The organism is Corynebacterium sp. H127, from assembly GCF_037482665.1.
Classification (GTDB): Bacteria; Actinomycetota; Actinomycetes; order Mycobacteriales; family Mycobacteriaceae; genus Corynebacterium.
Genome location: NZ_JBBHKY010000012.1, coordinates 19,497 through 38,885, shown reverse-complemented (window position 1 = coordinate 38,885; position 19,389 = coordinate 19,497). Strand labels below are relative to the sequence as shown.

At 59.2% G+C, this 19,389-nt stretch carries 18 protein-coding genes and 1 riboswitch; of the genes, 7 read left to right on the top strand and 11 right to left on the bottom strand.

The window, feature by feature from the left end; genetic code table 11:
• Positions 1-12: 12 nt before the first annotated feature.
• From WG936_RS11170 to WG936_RS11160, 3 genes are all read right to left on the bottom strand, one after another.
• Positions 13-138, bottom strand: coding sequence for a hypothetical protein (locus tag WG936_RS11170; protein ID WP_339565261.1), 126 nt, complete (start codon positions 136-138; stop codon positions 13-15).
• A gap of 71 nt (positions 139-209) precedes the next feature.
• Complete coding sequence (locus WG936_RS11165; protein ID WP_339565262.1) at positions 210-1,196, bottom strand: bile acid:sodium symporter family protein; 987 nt, start codon at positions 1,194-1,196, stop codon at positions 210-212.
• A gap of 97 nt (positions 1,197-1,293) precedes the next feature.
• Positions 1,294-2,571, bottom strand: coding sequence for an alpha/beta fold hydrolase (locus WG936_RS11160; protein ID WP_339572950.1), 1,278 nt, complete (start codon positions 2,569-2,571; stop codon positions 1,294-1,296).
• 51 nt (positions 2,572-2,622) lie between these two features.
• Between WG936_RS11160 and WG936_RS11155 the strand changes: the two genes are divergently transcribed.
• Genes WG936_RS11155 through WG936_RS11145 form a run of 3 tightly spaced genes read left to right on the top strand, consistent with a single transcriptional unit; the run spans position 2,623 to position 5,466 of the window.
• Positions 2,623-3,591 (top strand): YeiH family protein, encoded by a 969-nt coding sequence (locus WG936_RS11155; RefSeq protein WP_339565264.1) that lies wholly within the window; start codon positions 2,623-2,625, stop codon positions 3,589-3,591.
• A gap of 22 nt (positions 3,592-3,613) precedes the next feature.
• The gene (locus WG936_RS11150) at positions 3,614-4,339 is read left to right on the top strand and encodes a 6-carboxyhexanoate--CoA ligase (protein ID WP_339572949.1); all 726 of its coding nucleotides are present in this window, start codon (positions 3,614-3,616) and stop codon (positions 4,337-4,339) included.
• Positions 4,336-5,466 carry an aminotransferase class I/II-fold pyridoxal phosphate-dependent enzyme gene (locus WG936_RS11145; protein ID WP_339572948.1) on the top strand — a complete coding sequence of 377 codons (1,131 nt, stop codon included), beginning with the start codon at positions 4,336-4,338 and terminating at the stop codon, positions 5,464-5,466. Before WG936_RS11150 ends, WG936_RS11145 begins: the two co-directional genes overlap by 4 nt.
• A gap of 61 nt (positions 5,467-5,527) precedes the next feature.
• Here the strand turns inward: WG936_RS11145 and WG936_RS11140 are convergent, their stop codons facing one another.
• The gene (locus tag WG936_RS11140; RefSeq protein WP_339572947.1) at positions 5,528-6,910 is read right to left on the bottom strand and encodes a YeeE/YedE thiosulfate transporter family protein; all 1,383 of its coding nucleotides are present in this window, start codon (positions 6,908-6,910) and stop codon (positions 5,528-5,530) included.
• 396 nt (positions 6,911-7,306) lie between these two features.
• Here WG936_RS11140 and WG936_RS11135 point away from each other — a divergent pair, with 396 nt between their 5' ends.
• Genes WG936_RS11135 through WG936_RS11125 form a run of 3 tightly spaced genes read left to right on the top strand, consistent with a single transcriptional unit; the run spans position 7,307 to position 10,970 of the window.
• Positions 7,307-7,840 carry a PadR family transcriptional regulator gene (locus WG936_RS11135; RefSeq protein WP_339565268.1) on the top strand — a complete coding sequence of 178 codons (534 nt, stop codon included), beginning with the start codon at positions 7,307-7,309 and terminating at the stop codon, positions 7,838-7,840.
• Positions 7,837-8,520, top strand: a complete 684-nt coding sequence (locus WG936_RS11130; protein WP_339572946.1) for an ABC transporter ATP-binding protein — start codon at positions 7,837-7,839, stop codon at positions 8,518-8,520. Before WG936_RS11135 ends, WG936_RS11130 begins: the two co-directional genes overlap by 4 nt.
• Complete coding sequence (locus WG936_RS11125) at positions 8,517-10,970, top strand: FtsX-like permease family protein (RefSeq protein WP_339572945.1); 2,454 nt, start codon at positions 8,517-8,519, stop codon at positions 10,968-10,970. The genes WG936_RS11130 and WG936_RS11125 overlap by 4 nt, the downstream gene beginning before the upstream one ends.
• Here WG936_RS11125 and WG936_RS11120 read toward each other — a convergent pair.
• The 3 genes from WG936_RS11120 to WG936_RS11110 form a co-directional block, all read right to left on the bottom strand.
• Complete coding sequence (locus WG936_RS11120; protein WP_339565271.1) at positions 10,949-12,214, bottom strand: glycosyltransferase; 1,266 nt, start codon at positions 12,212-12,214, stop codon at positions 10,949-10,951. The genes WG936_RS11125 and WG936_RS11120 overlap by 22 nt on opposite strands.
• Before the next feature lie 42 nt (positions 12,215-12,256).
• Positions 12,257-12,811 (bottom strand): hypothetical protein, encoded by a 555-nt coding sequence (locus WG936_RS11115; protein ID WP_339565272.1) that lies wholly within the window; start codon positions 12,809-12,811, stop codon positions 12,257-12,259.
• A 62-nt stretch (positions 12,812-12,873) separates the two neighbouring features.
• A complete protein-coding gene (locus WG936_RS11110; protein WP_339565273.1) occupies positions 12,874-13,320 on the bottom strand; it encodes a hypothetical protein in 447 nt (148 codons plus the stop codon).
• A gap of 25 nt (positions 13,321-13,345) precedes the next feature.
• Positions 13,346-13,456, bottom strand: a riboswitch (SAM riboswitch).
• Between the two features lie 96 nt (positions 13,457-13,552).
• Here WG936_RS11110 and WG936_RS11105 point away from each other — a divergent pair.
• Positions 13,553-14,293, top strand: a complete 741-nt coding sequence (locus WG936_RS11105) for an SDR family oxidoreductase (protein WP_339572944.1) — start codon at positions 13,553-13,555, stop codon at positions 14,291-14,293.
• A gap of 194 nt (positions 14,294-14,487) precedes the next feature.
• On the opposite strand, the gene WG936_RS11100 is transcribed toward WG936_RS11105, so the two are convergent.
• Genes WG936_RS11100 through WG936_RS11085 form a run of 4 tightly spaced genes read right to left on the bottom strand, consistent with a single transcriptional unit; the run spans position 14,488 to position 19,298 of the window.
• Positions 14,488-15,138 carry an ABC transporter ATP-binding protein gene (locus WG936_RS11100; RefSeq protein WP_339565275.1) on the bottom strand — a complete coding sequence of 217 codons (651 nt, stop codon included), beginning with the start codon at positions 15,136-15,138 and terminating at the stop codon, positions 14,488-14,490.
• Positions 15,131-16,705 carry a dipeptide/oligopeptide/nickel ABC transporter permease/ATP-binding protein gene (locus WG936_RS11095; RefSeq protein ID WP_339565276.1) on the bottom strand — a complete coding sequence of 525 codons (1,575 nt, stop codon included), beginning with the start codon at positions 16,703-16,705 and terminating at the stop codon, positions 15,131-15,133. The genes WG936_RS11100 and WG936_RS11095 overlap by 8 nt, the downstream gene beginning before the upstream one ends.
• A complete protein-coding gene (locus WG936_RS11090; protein WP_445227827.1) occupies positions 16,698-17,684 on the bottom strand; it encodes an ABC transporter permease in 987 nt (328 codons plus the stop codon). Before WG936_RS11090 ends, WG936_RS11095 begins: the two co-directional genes overlap by 8 nt.
• A 9-nt stretch (positions 17,685-17,693) precedes the next feature.
• Complete coding sequence (locus WG936_RS11085) at positions 17,694-19,298, bottom strand: ABC transporter substrate-binding protein (protein ID WP_339572943.1); 1,605 nt, start codon at positions 19,296-19,298, stop codon at positions 17,694-17,696.
• Positions 19,299-19,389: the final 91 nt, after the last annotated feature.

Genomic DNA, 19,389 nt, shown 5'->3' with positions numbered 1-19,389 from the left:
TCGGAGCAGGTGTTAGCTGGTGTACACCGCAGTCACAACTACGGCGATATCGAGAGTGTGCTCTTCAGGCACCTCGAGCTCAGAGACAAGCCGATCGAATTCTTGCTGTTCAGCGGCAGACAGCGTGTGAAACTCCATGGAAATCTCCTGACTCCTTAGATTTAAGGATGCAGACGTTTTCCTCAAAGCGTAGCCCACCAGCGATGCCCCTAAGAGAAGACACGCACCTTTTCGCGGGTAGCCACAGTTTTGTCGTGACGCCGCATGAAGTGCGCGATGATGGCACCGTTCACATTGTGAATAACCGTAGCCACCGCGCCCGGCAGCGCCGCCTCCGCTGAGAAGAACTGGCCGGCCATGCCGGTAGCCAGCCCCGAGTTCTGGGTGCCCACTTCAATCGCGGTGGTTCGGCACGCCGCGACGGGTTCCTTTGCTGCCTTGGCAGACAAATATCCCAAGGCATAACCCAACAGGTTGTGGACTATTACCGCCAGGAATACTGCGATACCGACTGTAGCCAGCTTTGCTGAGCTCTTGGCCACTGAGGGACACACCACGGCCGCAATTGCCAGGATGGACAACCACGGCAGGATCGGGATGATGGAGTTGACCAGTTTCGGCGCAACGATATGAATGACCAGGCCGCCGATAACCGGGACCAACACCGTCTTCACCAATCCCATCGCAAGGCCGGCGGCATCGACGTTTGTTTCTGCGCCAGCGAGCAACAGCATCAGGGCGGGAGTCATGATCGGCGACAGCAAAGTGGACACGGAGGTCATGGCCACGGACAATGCCACATCTCCCTTAGCCAAGTACGCGATGACGTTGGAAGCAGTACCGCCGGGAACTGCGCCGAGCAGCAACAGCCCCACTGCTAACTGCGGGCTAAAACCGAAGATCTTGGCCACGAAGACAGCGCCCAGCGGCATGACCACGAATTGGGCGACGACCCCGATGAAAATGGGGACAGGGCGCTTGGCCACCTCTTTGAAGTCCGGGATGGTGAGCGTAAGCCCCATGGTGAACATGATGATCATGAGCATCGTGGTCACGTACTTGGCCAACGGCAAAAATGGGCTTGGAAAGAAGAAGGCTGCTACTGCTGCGAGCAGAATCACTGCCGGGAAGGCCGCGACTGCGATCGCGGCGGAACGATCTTCTTCTGGCACGGTGTGCGGTACTTCGACGCTCATAGCGGACTCCCCTGCGATCTCAACAACAGAATATATCCCACCTAGCGGTTGGATATTCTCAATATATGGGAAGCTGTGCTGTGATGCAAGCTACTATTTAATGGTCGTCGATAAGCCTCTGCAGTTCGGCAACTATCCCAGCCCCGTCCACACGCACCCCGTCATGCTGGAACCTATTGGTCACATACGGACGCAGATCACGAAACATCGCGGCAGTATTCATCGAATAGGCGAAGGGAACGAAGACGTCATCAAGGTAGACCGCTGCCGCCGCTACAGCGCCTGTCGACGCCAACCCGCGCACATCATAGAGCTCCGGAAAATCCGCTTTTGCGGCCAGTTCCTGCGCCACCGCCGCGAACGGCCGCAGCGCGGGATCCTCCTCAAACTGCCAGGGATAGATGTGTTCACCGGTGAGATAAAACTTATCGGCGCTACGCGGATCCGCGTCCTCCTCAAAACCCGGCATTTCAGCACGAACGCGCTGCGCAGACCATTCGGTAGCCCGCCCCGGCCCCGCATAGATGGACTCGTGTAGCGCCGCATACAGTGGTGCCGCAGCGAAAGAAACTCGTTGTCCAACATCGACGAGGAAATCGGATCGCAACTTCTTTTCACCGCGCACCGTCCGAAACGGCTCCTCCAGTAGATAGCCTAGAGAGTCAAAACCGCTTCCCCTCCCGAGTTCAATGCCAATCGTGCGGAACCTTCGGGAGCTGAGTCGTTCCCCGGTTGGCAATAGCTCAGCTGAAGCATCCAAATGTGCACAGATTTCCCGTATCCGCTGCTGGGCCCATGGGAACTGTTGATAGAAAGCCTCGTGACGACGCCCCAGCGCAGTGTAGGTAGCGCGATAGATATCATCGACATCCACCCCGACCGCCGGGAGCCCGCCGGTGAGAAAGGCTCGGTCCACTGCATTCGGGTACTGGGAAAGGTAGGTGGTGATGCAGAAGCCACCAAAACTCTGGCCGAGGAGGTTCCACTTCTGCAATCCCAAGGCCTGGCGGAGCGCCTCGGCGTCAGCGCAAATGGCGTCGGCACGCAGGCAAGACAGGGTGTGTGCATCGAACTCAGTGTCAGCGTCCATCCGTGCGGAGCGGCCGGTGCCACGCTGGTCAAGCAGCAGGACCCGATAGTTGGCGAGCATCGGCCCCAGCCACCCACCTAGATCGGTAGGCCGGGCGGCCGGAAACCCTGGGCCACCTTGCAGATACACCAGCATTGGGAGCGCTTCGCCACCATCGCGGACTATCTCCCGGGCAAAGATCGAGATGGCTGGACCTGCCGGATCACCATGATCAAGCGGCACCTCGAGCGTGTGCTGGATGAAGGTGTGGCCGAGGCGGCGTGTGCGTTGCGAAGCAAGAGTCATAACCACCACTGTAGTTTTTCTCTGTGCAATGGCAGGTGCACAATGGAGGCCATGACTGTACAGAAGATTGCTCCGGGCCTCGCTTTGAGTTTTGCTGGAGCACTGGTGGCTTACCTGCTTGATTACTGGATCAAAGCAAGCACGGGTGTCAGCGTTCTCATCCTCCTGGCTATCTTGCTAGGAATCGTGCTCGGTAATTCCGCCCGCCTTTCCGAGCGTTGGCTGCCAGGCCTGGCCTTTTCCGCCAAACAGGTCCTGCGTTTCGGCGTGGCGATCCTCGGCTTCTCCATCTCCTTATCTGCGCTCGCACACCTTGGCGTGGGCACCTTGCTCACTATTGTTGCGATCGTGGCTGGTGGCTTGGCCAGCACCTATGCGCTCACCAAGTTCTCTTCACTATCCAAGGAACACGTGCTGATGATCGGCGCGGGTTGTTCGATCTGTGGCGCCGCGGCCATCAGCGCGGTGGAGAGCGTCTTACCTAAGCGGAAAGCTGAAGAATTCGCCTCAGCAGTGGCCGTCATCGTGGTGCTGGGAACGCTGATGATCTTCGTTGGTCCGGTTGCCGCGATGGGACTGGGTTGGAGTCCGGAGCAGGCTGGTTTGTTTATCGGTGGCGCCACCCATGAAGTGGGTCAAGTGGTTGCAGCCGGATCCATTTTGGGTTCCGTGGAGTTAGCGGTAGCCATCAAACTCGGCCGCGTTCTGCTCCTTGCGCCGGTAGTGGTGCTCATCGGCCTCGGTTCGGGCGCGAAGCCTTCCGTCAAGACGATGTTCCCACTCTTCATCCAGGGATTCTTGCTTGCTGTGCTTATCCGCACGTTTCTTCCGCTTCCTGGAGAATTCCTGCACGGTGTGGAGACGCTGCGCACGTGGCTCTTTGCTGCTGCGATGTTTGCCCTCGGCACCTCTGTGACGCTCGCTGCGCTTCGTCGTTCGGGTTTGAAGCCCTTCTTGGTCGGCCTTGCGGTGACCTGCGTTGTTATCACGATTGCGGTAATCGGCACGATCCTGATCTGAACACCGTTTAAGATGGGTGTTCATGAGCTTATTTTCGGTCAAGATGCGTGCCGCGGCGGGTGGAGCCCACATTTCTGGCGCTGAGCGCATTGTTTCTTTTAACGAGATAGCAGCGAGCGTCGAGAAGCTCACTGCCCGCGCGCTCTCCCACCCCAAGGGCCAGCCCGACACCCTCAACATCAAGGTCGAAGCAGTGCCCGAACCCATCCTGCGTGTGCCAGCGCTGCGCGTCCAGGAGATCCCGAGCGCCAGCACTGCCGAAACCGATGCCTTCCTGCACAGTTTCCTCCTCAAGAACGGTTGGGATCTCGCGGCTTTAAGGCTGCTGCGTAATGTCCGGGGGCTACGTGGCGCCATGCTTATCGACGCCCACAGTGGCGCACGCCTCGATACCAACCTCGAACGCGGTGTCCGGGTGTCCTGTATGGATCACGCACACTCAGGCTCCGCCAAGGACAGTGGCAACGCCGAGACCAAAGGCAAGCAGCATTTCACCGAAGCGTTGGCACTTGCCAGCAAGGTCTGCGCCCACCCGAATATCGTCGCCGAGCTGTGCATTTCAGACGACCCGGACTACACCACCGGCTACCTTGCTCATGCTGGCACCTACTATCGTTTGCGCAATTGCAAAGAACTCGGCTCCCCCAGCGGCACGCGGGTGTTTCTCTACGATGGCCCAGAAGCTGAGCTTGCTAGCACCATTGATTATTTAGAGAACACTCCGGTTTTGGTGGAGCCCCGCCAATGAACCTGAGCGAACTGGCGCGCCGGCACAACCGGGATTGGGCCGACCGGGGACTGCACCGCACTCCCGGGACCTTCGCTTCCGCGCAGCACCCCGTCGCGTGTATTGACGGCAGGGACTATGTGCTGTTTTCCTCTTCCAATTACTTGAGCTTGAGCGCGCACCCGCAGGTGATCCACGCAGCCAGTCACGCCACTGCACGGTTTGGCGCGGGCTCCGGCGGCTCTCGACTCACCACTGGAACAACCGAGCTGCACCGGGCAGCAGAGTCGGCGCTTGCCACCTTTCTTGGGGCGGAAGATTGTGTGCTGTTTGCCACCGGATACCAGGCCAATCTCTCTACCATCGCCACCCTCGCTGCCACCTCGGGCGATCTCTGCATCTTTTCCGATTCACTGAACCACGCCAGCATCATCGACGGCTGTCGCATCGCTCGCACGGACCTGCAGGTATTCCCGCACGGGGACTATCACAGTTTGGGGCGCATGTTGGCAGGTCGCAGCAGCCGTGATGCGCTGGTGATCTCGGATGGCTTGTTTTCCATGGATGGTGACATCGCCGACCTGCCGGCGCTGCAGCAGGTGTGTAAGGAGCACGGCGCGTGGCTCATGATCGATGATGCCCACGCCATCGGAACGCTGGGCTCTAGCGGCAAGGGCAGCTCGGAGCTGCACTCCTGTCAGCTACCGGAGATCCTGGTTGGCACCGCCAGCAAGGCGTTGGGTACCGAGGGCGGATTTGTCGCTTGTTCGCATGAGATTGCCGCGCTGTTGCGAGATCGTGCGCGATCCTACGTGTTCTCTACGTCCACGTCCGCCGCCGCGCCCGCCGCAGTGTTGGCTGCACTGCCACTGGTACCCGAGCAACTGCCGAAGCTGCGCCGCAACATCCAATTGCTCACTCAGCGCTTAGGGCTCCCTGCAACCTCCTCCCCTATCATTCCGATTCGGATTGGAGAGGAGACAGCAGCCTTGGCTGCGGCTGCGGAGCTGAAAGCAGCAGGCCTGTGGGTGCCAGCGATCCGTTTCCCGACTGTCGCCCGTGGCGCAGCTATCCTCCGGGTGACCGTGATGGCTGATCACACCGCCGAGCACATTGAGATGTTAGCCCACCAGCTGAGCAGCAGCTGACGGGTGGCAGAGAGCCCGAAGACGGCGATGCGCTTCATGGGCGCAGCCATCGCCGACCGGGCTATTTCTGCACCGTGATCTGCCAGCCGGCATCGCCCTGCCTGCGAAAATCGCTGACTGTATAGCCTTCAGTGGCAGCCCACTGCGGAATCGTTTCGGTAGCTTGGGTGCAGTCGAAATCGATGACCAAGCTATCACCTTTTGCAAGATTTTCCATCGCTGCACGGGCATCAACCAGCGGGAACGGGCATACCGCCCCTAAAGTATCTAAAGCGTAGGTGCGCTCTGCGATCTGACGCAGCCCCTGCTGTTGCTCGGTGCGCACCTTGAGAGCGATCGGTGCTACGGCGAAGCTCGGTTGCGACTCAGACTGCTGCGCATACGGCGCCTGCTGCTTATCGACGCCACTAGCTGCGACTACACTAGTCGAAACGATCGCGGTGTCCTGGGTTGGCTTCAGCCAGATCTTGGCGGCAATGCCCACACCGACTGCCGTGAATGCGAGTGCAACCCAGCCCTGATAGCTAAACAGGCTGGTTTGCACCATACCGTTACCCACGGTGCATCCACCGGCCCATGCGGCGCCCACACCCATGAGCGTGCCGCCAGCGACAGATCGAACCGCCTGGGTCGCATCAGGGAGCCGGACGCGAAACTCGCCGCTGGCCTTTGCCGCGATGAAGGATCCGACGAGGATGCCCAACACGAGGAGCGTTCCCCAGTTGAGGTACTTGGTGTTAGCGGTAACAAGATAGGAAAAGACATCTGCCGAAGGCGTGGTGATGCCCAGCCCAGAGTTGCGACCCGAAGCTGCAGATAGTGGCCATGCGATGACACCTAAGATGCCCACGAGGGCGCCGGCTGTGTAAAGGTGCAGCGGGCGACGCCATAGTGGCTCGTCCAGCTTGGCTACCGGCCCGCGCAGCGCATCACGCTGCAGGAAGTAGTTCACTGCGTAAATGGTGAATGCCGAGAGCCCCAACGCGAACCACCACGGCGAAATTCCGAAGGTTTCTGGCAGTGTCCGCAGGTTCACCGTGCGATCACCAAGGAAATCATTGAGGGGTTGTAGTACACCGCGTTTCATTGCAGCCGCGGAAAGTCCATAAGCGGTGAGCGCCAGCCAGGAACCAACGAGGCCTTCGCCTGAGCGGTACCAGGTACCTGAGGCGCAGCCCCCGGCGAGCACGATGCCGACGCCGAAGAGCACGCTACCCACGATTACCGCTGCGGGAGCGAAATCATCGACCTTCGGAGTGATGACGCCGGCGGCGGTCAATCCTGCGATGCCGACGGCATGCACTGAGATGACTACCAGCAGTGCGACGATGCCCCGCCACGAATTGAGGGTGAAGATGTCACGGAGCATGCCCGTGACACAGAACCGACCTCGTTGCATAACGGCGCCCAGCGCAATGCCGAGGAGTAATCCAGTCACGATCATGTGGAGCTTCCCTTCCCGAGTACAAACTAAGTAGTTCAATAAACATAGACCATTCCACACACAACTGTCCACCCTTTCAAGACATATCTGTCTATACAGTGTGGACTTTCCCCTTTCAACTCATAAAATTGCATGCTACGACACTTGATGAACAACGCCCGAGAAATAGACAGCACAGGCTACTTTTAAGCCAGAAGGACAGAAGTGACCGCAAGTTCGGCAGCGCCGTAGCGAACGCATGCCGCCATGTCGCACAACTTCCCGACCTGTAGGCCACCCGGGCCACGCAAACCCTAGAGACAACATCGACAAGAAAATTCCGAAAGGCCCTTCCATTAAGGACGGTTACTGGGTAACCTTAGGGCTGTCAGTTACCCAGTAACCTTTGGAGGGTCGGTGCCCATTTCACATTCACTGCTCGGCTTTTTAGCCCAGCAACCGGCGTCGGCAAGCGAGCTGCGCCGCAACTTCGACACTGCCACCGGCAACGCTTGGCCTCTCAACCAGGGCCAAGTCTCGCAGACGCTGCAGCGACTGCTCCGCGATGGCCTGATCGAAAGCCAGGGAGTCACGCAAGGCGAAACCGGTCGCAGCGCCGAGTCCTTTCGGATCACCGAATCGGGCCGCGCCGAGCTTTTATCTTGGCTGCGTTCCCCGGTGCTCCCCGCGCCCGGCGAACGCGATGAACTAATCATCAAAATTGCGATCGCCCACACCACCAAATCGCACGACGTCACCATGCTCATTCAGCAACAACGTGAAGCTGTAATGACTCACATGCATGCTGCCGTCCGCACCCTCCGCGCTACTCCGCGTAACCCCGGCGCGCTCAGCGTAGAGCGGCTCATCCTTGAGCGACAAATATTCAACTTGGAAGCAGAAAACCGCTGGCTCGACCACATCGAAACCATGAAGGAAACAACGCCATGACCTCCCCCGCATTGATCCTCGAACACGTCTCCAAAGTTCATCAAGACGGCCCCAATGAGGTCACCGCGCTCGACGGCGTCGATTTGTTGGTGCACCCCGGCGAGCTAGTCGCCATCATGGGACCTTCGGGTTCCGGGAAATCAACCCTCCTCAACGTCGCTGGCACCCTGGATACCCCAACGAGCGGACGCGTGCTTATCGACGGCCGCGATGCCTCCCAGGTCTCCGCGAAAACCCGCGCCGAAATCCGACGCCGCCATATCGGCTTCATCTTCCAGGACTTCAACCTGATCCCCACCCTGACCTGCGCCGAAAACATCGGCTTGCCGTTAGAGCTGGATGGGATGAAAGCGCGGGAGACCCGTGAACACGCCCTTGCCAGCTTGGCGGAGCTAGAACTCACCGAACTGGCGGATCGATACCCTTCTGAGGTTTCCGGCGGGCAGCGACAGCGGGTCGCGATCGCCCGCGCCGTCGTAGGTGAGCGTGGGCTCTTGTTGGCCGACGAACCGACCGGCGCTTTGGACTCCGCGACATCCGAATCGGTGTTGGAGCTGCTGGTGAGCCGAGTCCGGGCGGGCGCTGCCGGCATTTTGGTCACCCACGAGCCCAGGCTTGCCGCCTACGCGGACCGCACTATCTACCTACGCGACGGCCGTGTGCAAGGCGGTGCACAATGATTCTCAAACTCGCTTGGCGCGACATTTACTTGAACTGGAAGCGCTCGATCCTTGCCATCATATTGTTCTCAATCCCGGTTTTTGCCATCGCGTTCATCACCAGCTTCGGTGTCTTCGACATCTCCAGCCGCCCACTGCAGGGACCAACGTATAGCGCGTCGGTAGCCACCACAGCGTGCGAGGATCCTTCAGATACTGCGTGCCTTTCTGACCTGACACGCAACGAGGTTCCCGATCTGCAGCGCGTTGAAGAAGCTACCGGCCAGCGGGGCATCTTTTATCCGATCTACGATGTACCAGTCAGCATTGAATTCGGCAGCGAACAGTTACTTACTAGAACGAACCTCGTATTCAACGAACTGGGAGCCACCCCTCCGATCCAGCCGGGGCATATTTTACTCGACGAAAATACGGCACAGACACTAGGCAAAAATGTCGGCGACACAGTCCAGATTTCCGTTCCAGAGGACAGTGCACCACGTGAATTCACCGTCCAGGAGATCACAAAAGCGAGTTTTTACGTGTCCAATCCCGCCTTAAACGTTGCGGATATCCCTGGGCTGCCCGCGCCAGCGGAGATCAAGTCTGCATCGCTTCCAGATGAGTGGTACCTCCGCTGGGGTTCCGACACGGAGCTGGCTATCGCCTCTCATGCCCCGGACGTCTACGTGGCTTCCTCCAAGCCTTTGTCCGAACAACCACCACGAGGCGTGACCCTCCTTGATGAGGTATTCCAGGAATCAATTTCCGCTTCAGAGGTTGCCGCCGCTATTGCGATGGCAGCATTGGCAGTGATCTTTCTGGCTGCGGTCACTGGCCCGGTATTCGCTGTGGCGGCTCGCCGCAATCTTAGGATCAACGCTATGCTATCGGCCAACGGCGCAACCAACCAGCAGTTGTTCGGCATTATGTTGATCCAAGGATCTCTCATCGGTGGCCTGGGTGCGGCCCTCGGACTGGCAGCAACTTTTCTCGTCGGACTAGCATCGCGCATATTCAGTGGCGGCGAATTCGGTATCCTCTTCTATTGGGATTTGCTGCTGTTGCTCGTTGTTGCAGCAATGCTGTGTGGGCTGTGCTCTGCCCTCGTCCCGGCGCTCCTGGCAATCAGAATGGATCCAGTACAGGCGCTGAGCGAAGGCGCTTCGGTACGTATGCGTTCGCTGCGGTGGTGGCACTTCCTAGCCCCCGCCTTCTTCCTAGGCTTCGTGCTGCTCACGCGACACGACGGAGATGGCTTCTTCTTCGGAATCGTCGGTTGCGTGGCCACCGCCATCCTCAGCGGACCGCTCATGCTGCTCCTCGTCGCACGCACCACCCGGCTGACTATGCCGCTGCGACTAGCAGCCCGAGATGCCGTCCGCAGCTACATGCGTACTGTTCCTGCAATCGGCGCAATCATCGGTTGCTTGTTGCTCACTGGAATGGGAGTCCTTGGCTCAACCACCGCGACAGAGCTGGCACAGCCGAGCGCGGTTGCCAGGATTCACGGAGGCATGATCACTGGTCCAGCGCCGATAGAGAATCATCTCCAGGAAATTCAGCAGGATCTGCAGGCACCGCTGCGCACTGATTTCTACGAGCTGCACAACTACATAAAGCCGCTGAGCGTAGACGATCCTCGTTTTGACCCGGAATCCAGCTTCCAGCTGGAAACTGGTCCGATCAACACCGTGGTGCACAGCAGCTATTACCACGACTTGATTGTTGCTACGCCCAACGTTATCGACGCCATCGCTTTGCAATTGCCCGGAACCCTCACCACGGCGCAGGTCGAGGACCTCAAAAAGCAGCTTTCCGAGGGCAAGGCGATAGTTTCCCGCCCAGATCTCGCAGCCACCGGCTCGGTGCGAATCAAATACGATGAAGAAGTAGTTGCGGAGTTTCCCGCAATCCCGCTGGATAATAGTGATAACACCGCCCCCTACGCATTAATCACTCCGGAAACTGCGCGCAGCCACGGGTTGGAGACCATCTACGCGAATACCCAATTCGACGGAGGACATCAGTCGCTGTTGCGCGAGCTACTCTTTGATTACCAACCACTGCAGCTCACCAGTTCCGGCTCACCAATTGATCCATTCGTGGTGCTGGCACTGTCCGGACTGGCGTTCCTGCTGGTCTTTGCGATCACCCTGTTACTGGTACTCCTGTCTGGCATGGAATCGGCCCAAGAACGCGCTACCCTGCGCGCACTCGGGGCGGAACACTGCGTGATCCGGCGCTATAGCGCGGCGCAGGGCCTTGTGATCACGCTGGCGGGGGTCATCGGCGCGACTGTCTCCGGGATGCTCATGTTTGCCATAACCTGGCACGAAATCTCCTGGCAAATGCTCCAAGACTCCTTGCTGCCTTTGGCTTTCCTCGTTGTGGGAGTGCTCGCGGTTTCTTGGCTTACCGGCTACCTAGTCTCCTCCGTTTCGGGAGCTCAGGTAGCGCGCGATCGCTGAGGTGGGGTGGTGCTGAGTTCCTCATACAGTCGGAGCATTTCCTTAGCTTGCGATTCGGACGTCCATTGGCTAGCCAGCTCCACCGAGCGCTCGGCGGCCCGCTCCCGCCACTCTGCGTCACGCATGGCATCGATAACGCGCAGGAGGCCAGCGGCGAAGGCTGTACGGGACGGGCTGGCGAGCTGCCCATTGACCCCGGAATCCACGACCAAGGTCAACTCCGGGTCGGCGGTAACGATCGGTAGCCCCGCCAGCGCCGCTTCATGCAACACCAATGCCTGGGTGTCGGTCGTTGAGGGAAAGGCGAAGATGTCTGCCATTTCATAAAAGGCTCCCAAGTCCTCGCGCCGCTGCTCCCCAGGCAGCAGCACGTTCCCGCGTTCCCGAGCTTTCTCGAGTTTCTTGCGGATCTTTCTATACCGCTGCCAATCGCCGACGACCATCAGCTGCGCGTCCGGATGGACCTCGCGCACCAATTCAAAGGCGTCGATAAGCAGGTCAATGCCCTTTTCCGGCGCCACGCGCCCGGCGTACATGAGGAGAGGTCCGTCGCCGCGCGCCATCGGTGCGGGGCCACTCGGCAGCTTATCGACGCCATTGGGCACGCACAGCATCGGAGCATCCGGCGCCAATTGCTTGGCACGCGTCAGAGTCTTAGGCGAAGGCGTAGTGACGAGGTCAGCATTGGTCAGCATTGCCCGCATCAGTCCCATCAGGGACGCCGTGTTGCAGGCTGCAAAGTCCGCCTCTGCTGCCCGGATGGCTTTGCGGTCATACACCTCACCGTGATTCATCCGGGCGAACATGGCAACCACGCCTCGCAGCAGCGGAACCACGGCAGAATAATGCTCCGAATACGCCTCAAAATCGGTGTGCCAAGTGAGCAAGAGCGGCTTGCCCAACCGCAGTGCAGTCCACACACCGAGCACCCCGACGGGGCCGAGCCCATGTACATGGAGGACATCCGGTTCCAAGGCAGCGACCTGCTTGATGGTCTTTTTAAACCTGCGCCCGTTGGCCACCCGAGTAGGCATGTGTGGCACCCGGATCGAAGGCACCCGCAGCTCAGTTCTCCCCGCACGATGGGCATGCGGATTCGGCCCCTTGGCACGCGGGGCGACGACAACAACCTCATGGCCCGCGTCCAGCAGATTTCCTTCCAATTGCTGGACTGCAACCATCAGCCCATTAGACCCAGGGCCGTAATTGTCCACAAAATGCACTACTTTCAGCGGTTTTAGCACGAAGATAGATTACCGCGATTACAACGAAGCGGCACTACGGCATCACTGCAGTCTGAGTCTCAGCTTGCGTTGCATCAGCGATAAGTAGCCTTCTTCCCGATAAAACTGGTAGAGCCACACCGCGATCCGCGCTCGTGCCCGAAGCGAGTCCTCCACAGCGATATCCCAGCAGGCAGTGGTGGGCAACAGCACGGCGCCGGCTTGAGCAAGCATCCCCAATGCATCCGCTATAAGAACGACCCCGGTAGCTGCAACAGTAGTTTGAATGTCATCAGCAGGCAGTCTCGGCCCGATCCCCCAGCCCTTGTTCGGACCCGATGCAGCAAGCACCTTGCGCTCCGCAAGGTAGCGCACGCTGCGCTGATTCAAGCTCTCACCATTGCCGCCCAGAACAATGGCGCCCTTGAAGTCCTTTGCTTTGCTCAGGCGTGCAAGGCGAAGTAGGGATTTCAGTACCGGATCGGACCAGAGCAGTTTGGCTATAAACGGTGCCCAATCTGCAGGCAGACTACATTCCGCAAGTTCCTCACGAATCACATGGAGAGGATCGTTGCTCGCCGGCTGCGATGCAACCAAACGTAGATGCGTGGTGGTCATGATTTCAGCGTAGGAACGCCACCGGACATCGTCCCCCACTGTACGGCTACATGTTCGAAAACCTAGCGATCCTGACAAACTCCCGGGGCATCCAGAATAGGAGCCGGCCAGCTTGTGATGCAGTCTCCACTGGAAAGCATGTCGGGTAGATGGTTGCACCCACGCGGAGAGAAGAGTGGATTGAGCAGCGATTCCCTTGTACCACCAGTGACCACAATCAGATTGAGTTCCGCATCATAATAAGCCACTCCACCGGCACGGTAGCGCTGAAAAACTGTTCGGATGTGCCGTTCATTATGCGACCACACCCACTCCGGGCCGGCGCCAGCCACACAGATTTGATAGCTGTTGCCGCGCTGTTCTAGGAGCCGCACCGGAACAAGACAATCCGTGGCACGAGACTTGGAAAGGCTCAAACGGGCAGCGTCGGGAGCTATTTTGTGGCCGGGTGCATATCGGCACGGACGTACCTGGGATTCGAGATTGAAAGGACCGATGAGATCAGACATGGGATTCCCCTTTGCATTACTAGCGGATTCTCGGATCACGGAGTGGACCTCGAGCAGATCTCCCTCGCGGGCACCGTGTTCGCTAACGCGGTTGCCAGTCAGCCGGGCGGGGCCGTAGCGGCTGAGCTTCTTGATCAATAGCCTCCACCCTACCCAACATAGACCGCTTAGTCTAGTGATGTTTTGGGTTAAGCTCGATAGTGAACGGTTTTCCCAGCTCAAGGAGCCTCTCATGTCCCAAGCATTTGACCTCACTGGTCGCATCGCACTCGTCACCGGTGGTTCATCCGGTATTGGCCTCGGCATCGCCCGCTGCCTCGCCGCCGCTGGCGCTAAAGTCGCTATCGCAGCGCTTGATGACGAACACCTGACCAACCTTGATCCCGCATTCCTCCCCATCGCCTGCGATGTCACCTCCTACGATTCCTGCGAAGCTGCCGTGGCAGCAACAATCGACGCATTCGGGGGCCTGGACATCCTGGCCGCCAACGCCGGCGTGTTTCCACAAGCAACCCTGGACACCATCGATGCGGATGCACTCGCCTACATCACCCGCATCAATGTTGGCGGATTAGCCAATTGCGTTAAAGCGGCGCTTCCTGTATTGAAGGAATCGCGGGCTGGTCGCATCATCGCCACAAGCTCGATCACAGGAAACATAACCGGCTATCCCGGGTGGGCACACTACGGCGCAACCAAAGCAGCCCAAATGGGGTACGTTCGCACCGCAGCAGTAGAGCTTGCCCCCTATGGAATCACCGTGAACGCAGTGCTACCAGGCAATATCCTGACCGGCGGATTGGAAGGACTGTCCGAGGACTATCTCAAGCAAATGGCCGCTGCCGTCCCTAGTGGCAAACTAGGAAGCCCAGAAGACATCGGGCATGCCGTCGCTTTCCTCGCCTCTGATGGCGCAGGTTTTATCAACGGTCATGGGATTGTCGTAGACGGCGGGCAGATTCTCCCTGAATAGGGTTGCCGGTCAGCGAAATCTTCCCCGCCTAACCACGCAGAAACCCAAGAAAAATCCCCAAATTCCACGGGCTCACGGGGAAGACTTCCCAGCAGATCAAGTCACCAGATCCACCCTGAATAGTGGTGCGGGTCAGCGAAATCTTCCCCGTCTAACCACTCAGAAACCCAAGAAAACCCCCAAAATCCGCAGGTTCACGGGAAAGACTTCCCAGCAGAGCCGATCACCAGATCCTCCATCCGCAGCACCTGGTCTGCGCATGCAGTTAAGAGCCGCTGGTCATGTGAAATAAACAGCACTCCCACACCTGCTGCAGTTTGTGCGCGCAAAAGCTTAACTACGGCCGCAGTGGCAAGTGGGTCGAGAGCCGAGGTTGGCTCGTCGCAGATCACATACCTTGCTCCTTGGGCCATGGCGCGGGCGATGCAGGCTCGCTGCAGCTGCCCATCGCTGACCTGGTCCGGTGTGCGCTCCAAGAGATCCTCGCCAAGCTGCGCAGCCGCAGCAAAGGCTGTCACATCCAAGGGAAGATTTTGTACCAGTAGTGGTTCGGCAATGATCTCGCCCAGAGTCCAGCGCGGATTGCAGGCCGCACGCGGTGACTGATTGATCGTCGCTATGGCGGTAGTGCGCCGGCGGCGTGTGGTTGACACAGGGTGGCCGTCGATAAGCACGCGCCCGCTGGTGGGCTTCATCTTCCCCGCGAGTACCCGCGCGATAGTCGTTTTTCCGGAGCCGGAAGGACCGGCCAGACCAACAAGCTGGCCCGGGGGAATCAAAAGAGAGACATCGGAAAAGTCTGCATATGCCACAGCAATGTCAATTGCCGTAAGTCCCTTAGTCATGACGCAATCCCCCGCTCGGCAGGGCCGCAAGGAGCGCGCGAGTGTACTCGTGCTGCGGCTGAGTGAAAATCTCCGTACCGCTTTCCACGATCGTGCCCCGGTGCATGACTGAAATCTGGTCGCATACCTGGGTTTCCCGCAAATCTTCCAGATCATGGCTAATCAGCAGCACACCAACGCCGGAATCGGCCACGCGCCTTAAAACCTGCAGCAGCGCCGCTGTGAGCTCCGGGTCAAGCGAACTAGTCGGTTCGTCGGCAACAAGGAACTGCGGATCACCGGCAAGTGCTGCCGCGATCGCGACCCGCTGCGCCATACCGCCAGAAAGCTGGTGTGGAAAGCACAGCGCAGCCTCAGCCGGAAGGCTGACGAGGCTGAACAGCTCATCCAGTGTGTGGGAGCCACCGTGACTATCAATCACTTCCTGCACCTGTGCCCCCACTCGGCGGATTGGGCTGAAAGACTGCGCGGCAGCTTGCGGCACAAACCCCAGCACTCCGCCGCGCACCGCGGCAAAGTCATCGGATCCGATCACGAGCCCCTCCCCGCCGACGAGGACGGCGCCACTGACGGTCGCCCCCGTAGGCGCAATTCCGAGAAGCACCTTGCCCAGCGTGGATTTGCCGGAACCTGACTCCCCCACCAATCCATGCACTGCGCCGGGGCGCAACTCCAAGCTGACCGAACGCAAAATCTCCGTATCCCCAACGTTGATCGAAAGCTGCTGCACACCAGTGCCGCCATCAGCTACCGCTTGTTCTGAGGTCACAACACCTAGCGGCGCTGGCTTGCGGCGTTGGGTGAGCGACATCGCAGACAGCGTAGTTGCCAACAACGCCAAGGCCGGGAACAGCAACGTCCACCATGCACCGCGGATCACATCAGCGCGAGCAAGGTCAAGCAAGGTACCAAGGGACGCACCATCAGCGGGAATGCCCAAACCGAGGAAGGACAGCGTGGACTCATGCCACACCGCATGCGGCATGAGCATGATCACGGCCACCGCAGACTGCCCTAGGGCTGCCGGAGCGAGGTGCTTCCGGGTGACCCACCGTGTTCCCGCACCAGCCGAATAAGCAGCATCCACATAGTCCGAAGTACGGGCAGCCAACACTGAAGAGCGCACCACCCTGGCAACCGACGACCAGTGGGTACAGGCGATCGCCAAAATCAACGCAGTCAACGAGCCCTTAAACACGGCCACTACCACCACGGACAGCACCAGCTGCGGCAGCGAATTCACCGCATCATTAATTCGCATGATCACGCCATCTACCCAGCCGCCAATCGATGCCGCCAGCAAACCCACCACAGCCCCCAGGAACGTAGCCCCCAGTGCAGAAATCAGACCGACCGCAAGCGAAACTCGCAAACTCTGGGCGGTGCGGACGAAGACATCGAGGCCGAAGTGATCCGTGCCGAAGATATGACGCACACTCGGCGGCTGGAGAGAAGTTGCGAAGGAGGGGTTGCCGGCGTCGAAAAGCGCGGGCACTACTAAGGCGTAAGAGATGAGCGCTAACAGCACTCCGACGCCAGCTGGATGGGCTTTCAAAAAGTTAAACATCACTCACCCGGGGATCGAGGACCAAGTAGCACAGGTCGCTGGCTAGCGAACCAAGCATGACCACCACAGTGGTGGCAGCAGTAGTAAATGCCAACAGCGGGAAATCCACGGCAATCGCTGATTCCACGGTGGCTTGGGCCAGCCCTGGCCAGGCAAACACGCTTTCCACAATCACAGCGCCCACCACCAGTTCACCGAGGCGCGCACCAATCAAGGTGAGCAATGGCATCAACGAGAGCGGGAGCACGTGGTGATGCAGGATCTTTCTTTCCGGAACGCCCCGCATCCGGGCCCCCAGCACTGCCGGGGATTCCAGCGCTTCCACCGTCGCCTGATGCATGGAAAGCAACGGCCAGGATAGCTGCGAAATGGCAAGCACTACAGCGGGAGCAACGAGGTAGGGACTAACCGTGCCCAACGCGGGTGGATGTCCCACAGGGGCTGCGCCACCTAGCGGGATCATATGGAAGAAGACACCAAAGATGAGGATCGTTCCCAGCGCGTAGACGTATGAAGGCGTGGCGGCAAGGAACACTCCGAAACTGGTGATCAGACGCCCGACCAACCCATGCGGTTTACGGCCAGACCAAAATCCCAACACAAGTGCGATGAGCAGCGTCAACAGCAAACCGACTCCGGAGAGCAACAACGTCCACGGGAGACGCTCCTGGAATACCTCGGCCACCGACTTGTTGTAGACGCGAGACCAGCCGAAGTCCCCCTGCAAGACATTTCCCCACCAGCTCAGCCACTGCTGCCACCAGGGCTTATCAAAGCCGAGCGTAGTTGCGATGACCTCACGTTCTGATTCGGTGTAGCGCCCGTAGCGAGCGCCCAAGTAGTGCGCCAAGGGGTCGAAGGGTGAGACAGCGGCGAGGGCGAATATCACCAGGGTGACCACCACTGTGGTCACAGCGGTGTTGAACAGGCGCACGGCCACCAACCGGCCCACCCCATGCAGGTTGTCTCGGTTACTCAGCCGAGGCACCTAGCTAGTCCACTCAGCGACACGCCACCACGGCCCCCAGGTAGCACCGTGGATGTGGGGTTCCAGCAGCAGGTCCGGCTTGTGCCACTCGTTAACCTGGGAGACGTACACGTGGTCAACATGTGCGAGCATCAGCACGGAAGGGTTCTCCAGCCACAGCTGCTGGGCCTTGCGCCACAACTCATTACGCTTCGTGGTGTCGATTTCGGTGCGCGCCTGTTGCAACACGTCATCGAGCTCCGGGGAACCATAGTTGCCGGGGTTAGCGTATTCGCTGGTGGCTTCGGTGCGTGTGTGCATGTTGGAGTAGGCCATCATATCAACATCGTAAGGGGTGTCACCGCCACCGAGGAGCACTGCTGCCTCATTCATTTTCGGGGTAATCTCGTCCCAGGTTCCAGCCTTTGGCTCGAACTCGATTCCTAGCTTCTTCATCTGCCCGGCGAATTCAATGGCGACATCACGGCGCCCAGTGTCACTACCGTGGTAGTACAACACGACGTGGAACGGCTTGCCGTCCTTGTGCCGTATTCCGTTTGTGCCCTTGGCCCAGCCCGCCTCATCGAGCAGGCGTTCCGCCTTCGCAGTGTCAAGGTTAAATACTGCGCTTGGGTCATGGGCATCACCGTAGATATCGGAGATCAGCGTCCCCAGCGGGGTGCCGTAGCCAGCTAGTGGGCCATCCACGACGGCTTGCCGGTCTACCGCGAGGTTCAAGGCTTGACGAACCTTCGGATCCTGAAGTTCAGGTGTTCCCGGTAGGGAAACTGCGCGCCAGTCCGCGCCTTTCGCCGCATCGACTCGCACGTTCTTGTTGCCGGCAACGGATTTCGCCAGTGCGGAAGGAATCACCGCACCATCGAATTCCTGCGCTGCCACGCGCTGTGCACGAGAAGTATCGTCCGCAGCGGTTGTGATCACCAGCTCCTTCACCGGTGCTGCCCCATCCCAATAGCTTTCATTGGCCTTGAAGATGGTTTCATCACCGCGCTTTTCCACTAGCTCATAGGCACCTGTGCCCACTGGCTGCTGGTTCAGCTCATTTTCGGTGACCTTCCCCTGCGCCACTCGCTCCGAGGGAGCGATGGCATACGTCAGGTATGAGTTGAACTGGGAAAGCGGGTATTGCAGCGTGAACACCACGGTGTGTGAGTCTGGAGCTTGCACGTCCTTGATCACGTTGTAGACCGCAGCGACCTCAGAGCCGGTTTCGGGATCCTTAGCTACGTCATAACTGGCCTTGACATCATTGGCGTCAAAGTCGGTGCCGTCTGAGAACTTGATGCCCTCCTTCAGCTTTACTGTCCACTGCGAGGCATCCGCGTTTGCTTGTGGCAGGTCTTGTGCGAGCGCCGGTTTGAAGTCTGGAATTCTTCCCGGCTGGGTTGGCGCGAGGCGCAATAGCCCGTCGTAGACGGGGCTGACGCCGGCCTGTCCGTATCCGGTGGCCGGGTGGTAGTTGACGTCGGATTCGCCGTCGGCAAGCACCAGGCGGGTGGGGTGTTGCTTATCGACGGCCGCTGAGGTCGCCCCCGGGTCGCCACACGCACTCACCCCCAACCCAGTCAGTGCCAACAGGGTGAGTACGGGAAGCGCACGGCGCATGGTGCCTACTTTCGAAAGAACAATGTTCCTTTAGTTCTTACCGGCATGTGCCTTCATTTTCAAATAATCAATTGAATATTTGGGCTATCCG

Coding starts and splice junctions, on each gene's coding strand:
- WG936_RS11130 (WP_339572946.1), top strand. CDS start 7,837: ATGACCTCCCCCGCATTGATCCTCGAACACGTCTCCAAAGTTCATCAA.
- WG936_RS11095 (WP_339565276.1), bottom strand. CDS start 16,705: ATGTTTAACTTTTTGAAAGCCCATCCAGCTGGCGTCGGAGTGCTGTTA.
- WG936_RS11170 (WP_339565261.1), bottom strand. CDS start 138: ATGGAGTTTCACACGCTGTCTGCCGCTGAACAGCAAGAATTCGATCGG.
- WG936_RS11155 (WP_339565264.1), top strand. CDS start 2,623: ATGACTGTACAGAAGATTGCTCCGGGCCTCGCTTTGAGTTTTGCTGGA.
- WG936_RS11115 (WP_339565272.1), bottom strand. CDS start 12,811: ATGACCACCACGCATCTACGTTTGGTTGCATCGCAGCCGGCGAGCAAC.
- WG936_RS11150 (WP_339572949.1), top strand. CDS start 3,614: ATGAGCTTATTTTCGGTCAAGATGCGTGCCGCGGCGGGTGGAGCCCAC.
- WG936_RS11165 (WP_339565262.1), bottom strand. CDS start 1,196: ATGAGCGTCGAAGTACCGCACACCGTGCCAGAAGAAGATCGTTCCGCC.
- WG936_RS11110 (WP_339565273.1), bottom strand. CDS start 13,320: ATGTCTGATCTCATCGGTCCTTTCAATCTCGAATCCCAGGTACGTCCG.
- WG936_RS11140 (WP_339572947.1), bottom strand. CDS start 6,910: ATGATCGTGACTGGATTACTCCTCGGCATTGCGCTGGGCGCCGTTATG.
- WG936_RS11125 (WP_339572945.1), top strand. CDS start 8,517: ATGATTCTCAAACTCGCTTGGCGCGACATTTACTTGAACTGGAAGCGC.
- WG936_RS11160 (WP_339572950.1), bottom strand. CDS start 2,571: ATGACTCTTGCTTCGCAACGCACACGCCGCCTCGGCCACACCTTCATC.
- WG936_RS11105 (WP_339572944.1), top strand. CDS start 13,553: ATGTCCCAAGCATTTGACCTCACTGGTCGCATCGCACTCGTCACCGGT.
- WG936_RS11085 (WP_339572943.1), bottom strand. CDS start 19,298: ATGCGCCGTGCGCTTCCCGTACTCACCCTGTTGGCACTGACTGGGTTG.
- WG936_RS11100 (WP_339565275.1), bottom strand. CDS start 15,138: ATGACTAAGGGACTTACGGCAATTGACATTGCTGTGGCATATGCAGAC.
- WG936_RS11145 (WP_339572948.1), top strand. CDS start 4,336: ATGAACCTGAGCGAACTGGCGCGCCGGCACAACCGGGATTGGGCCGAC.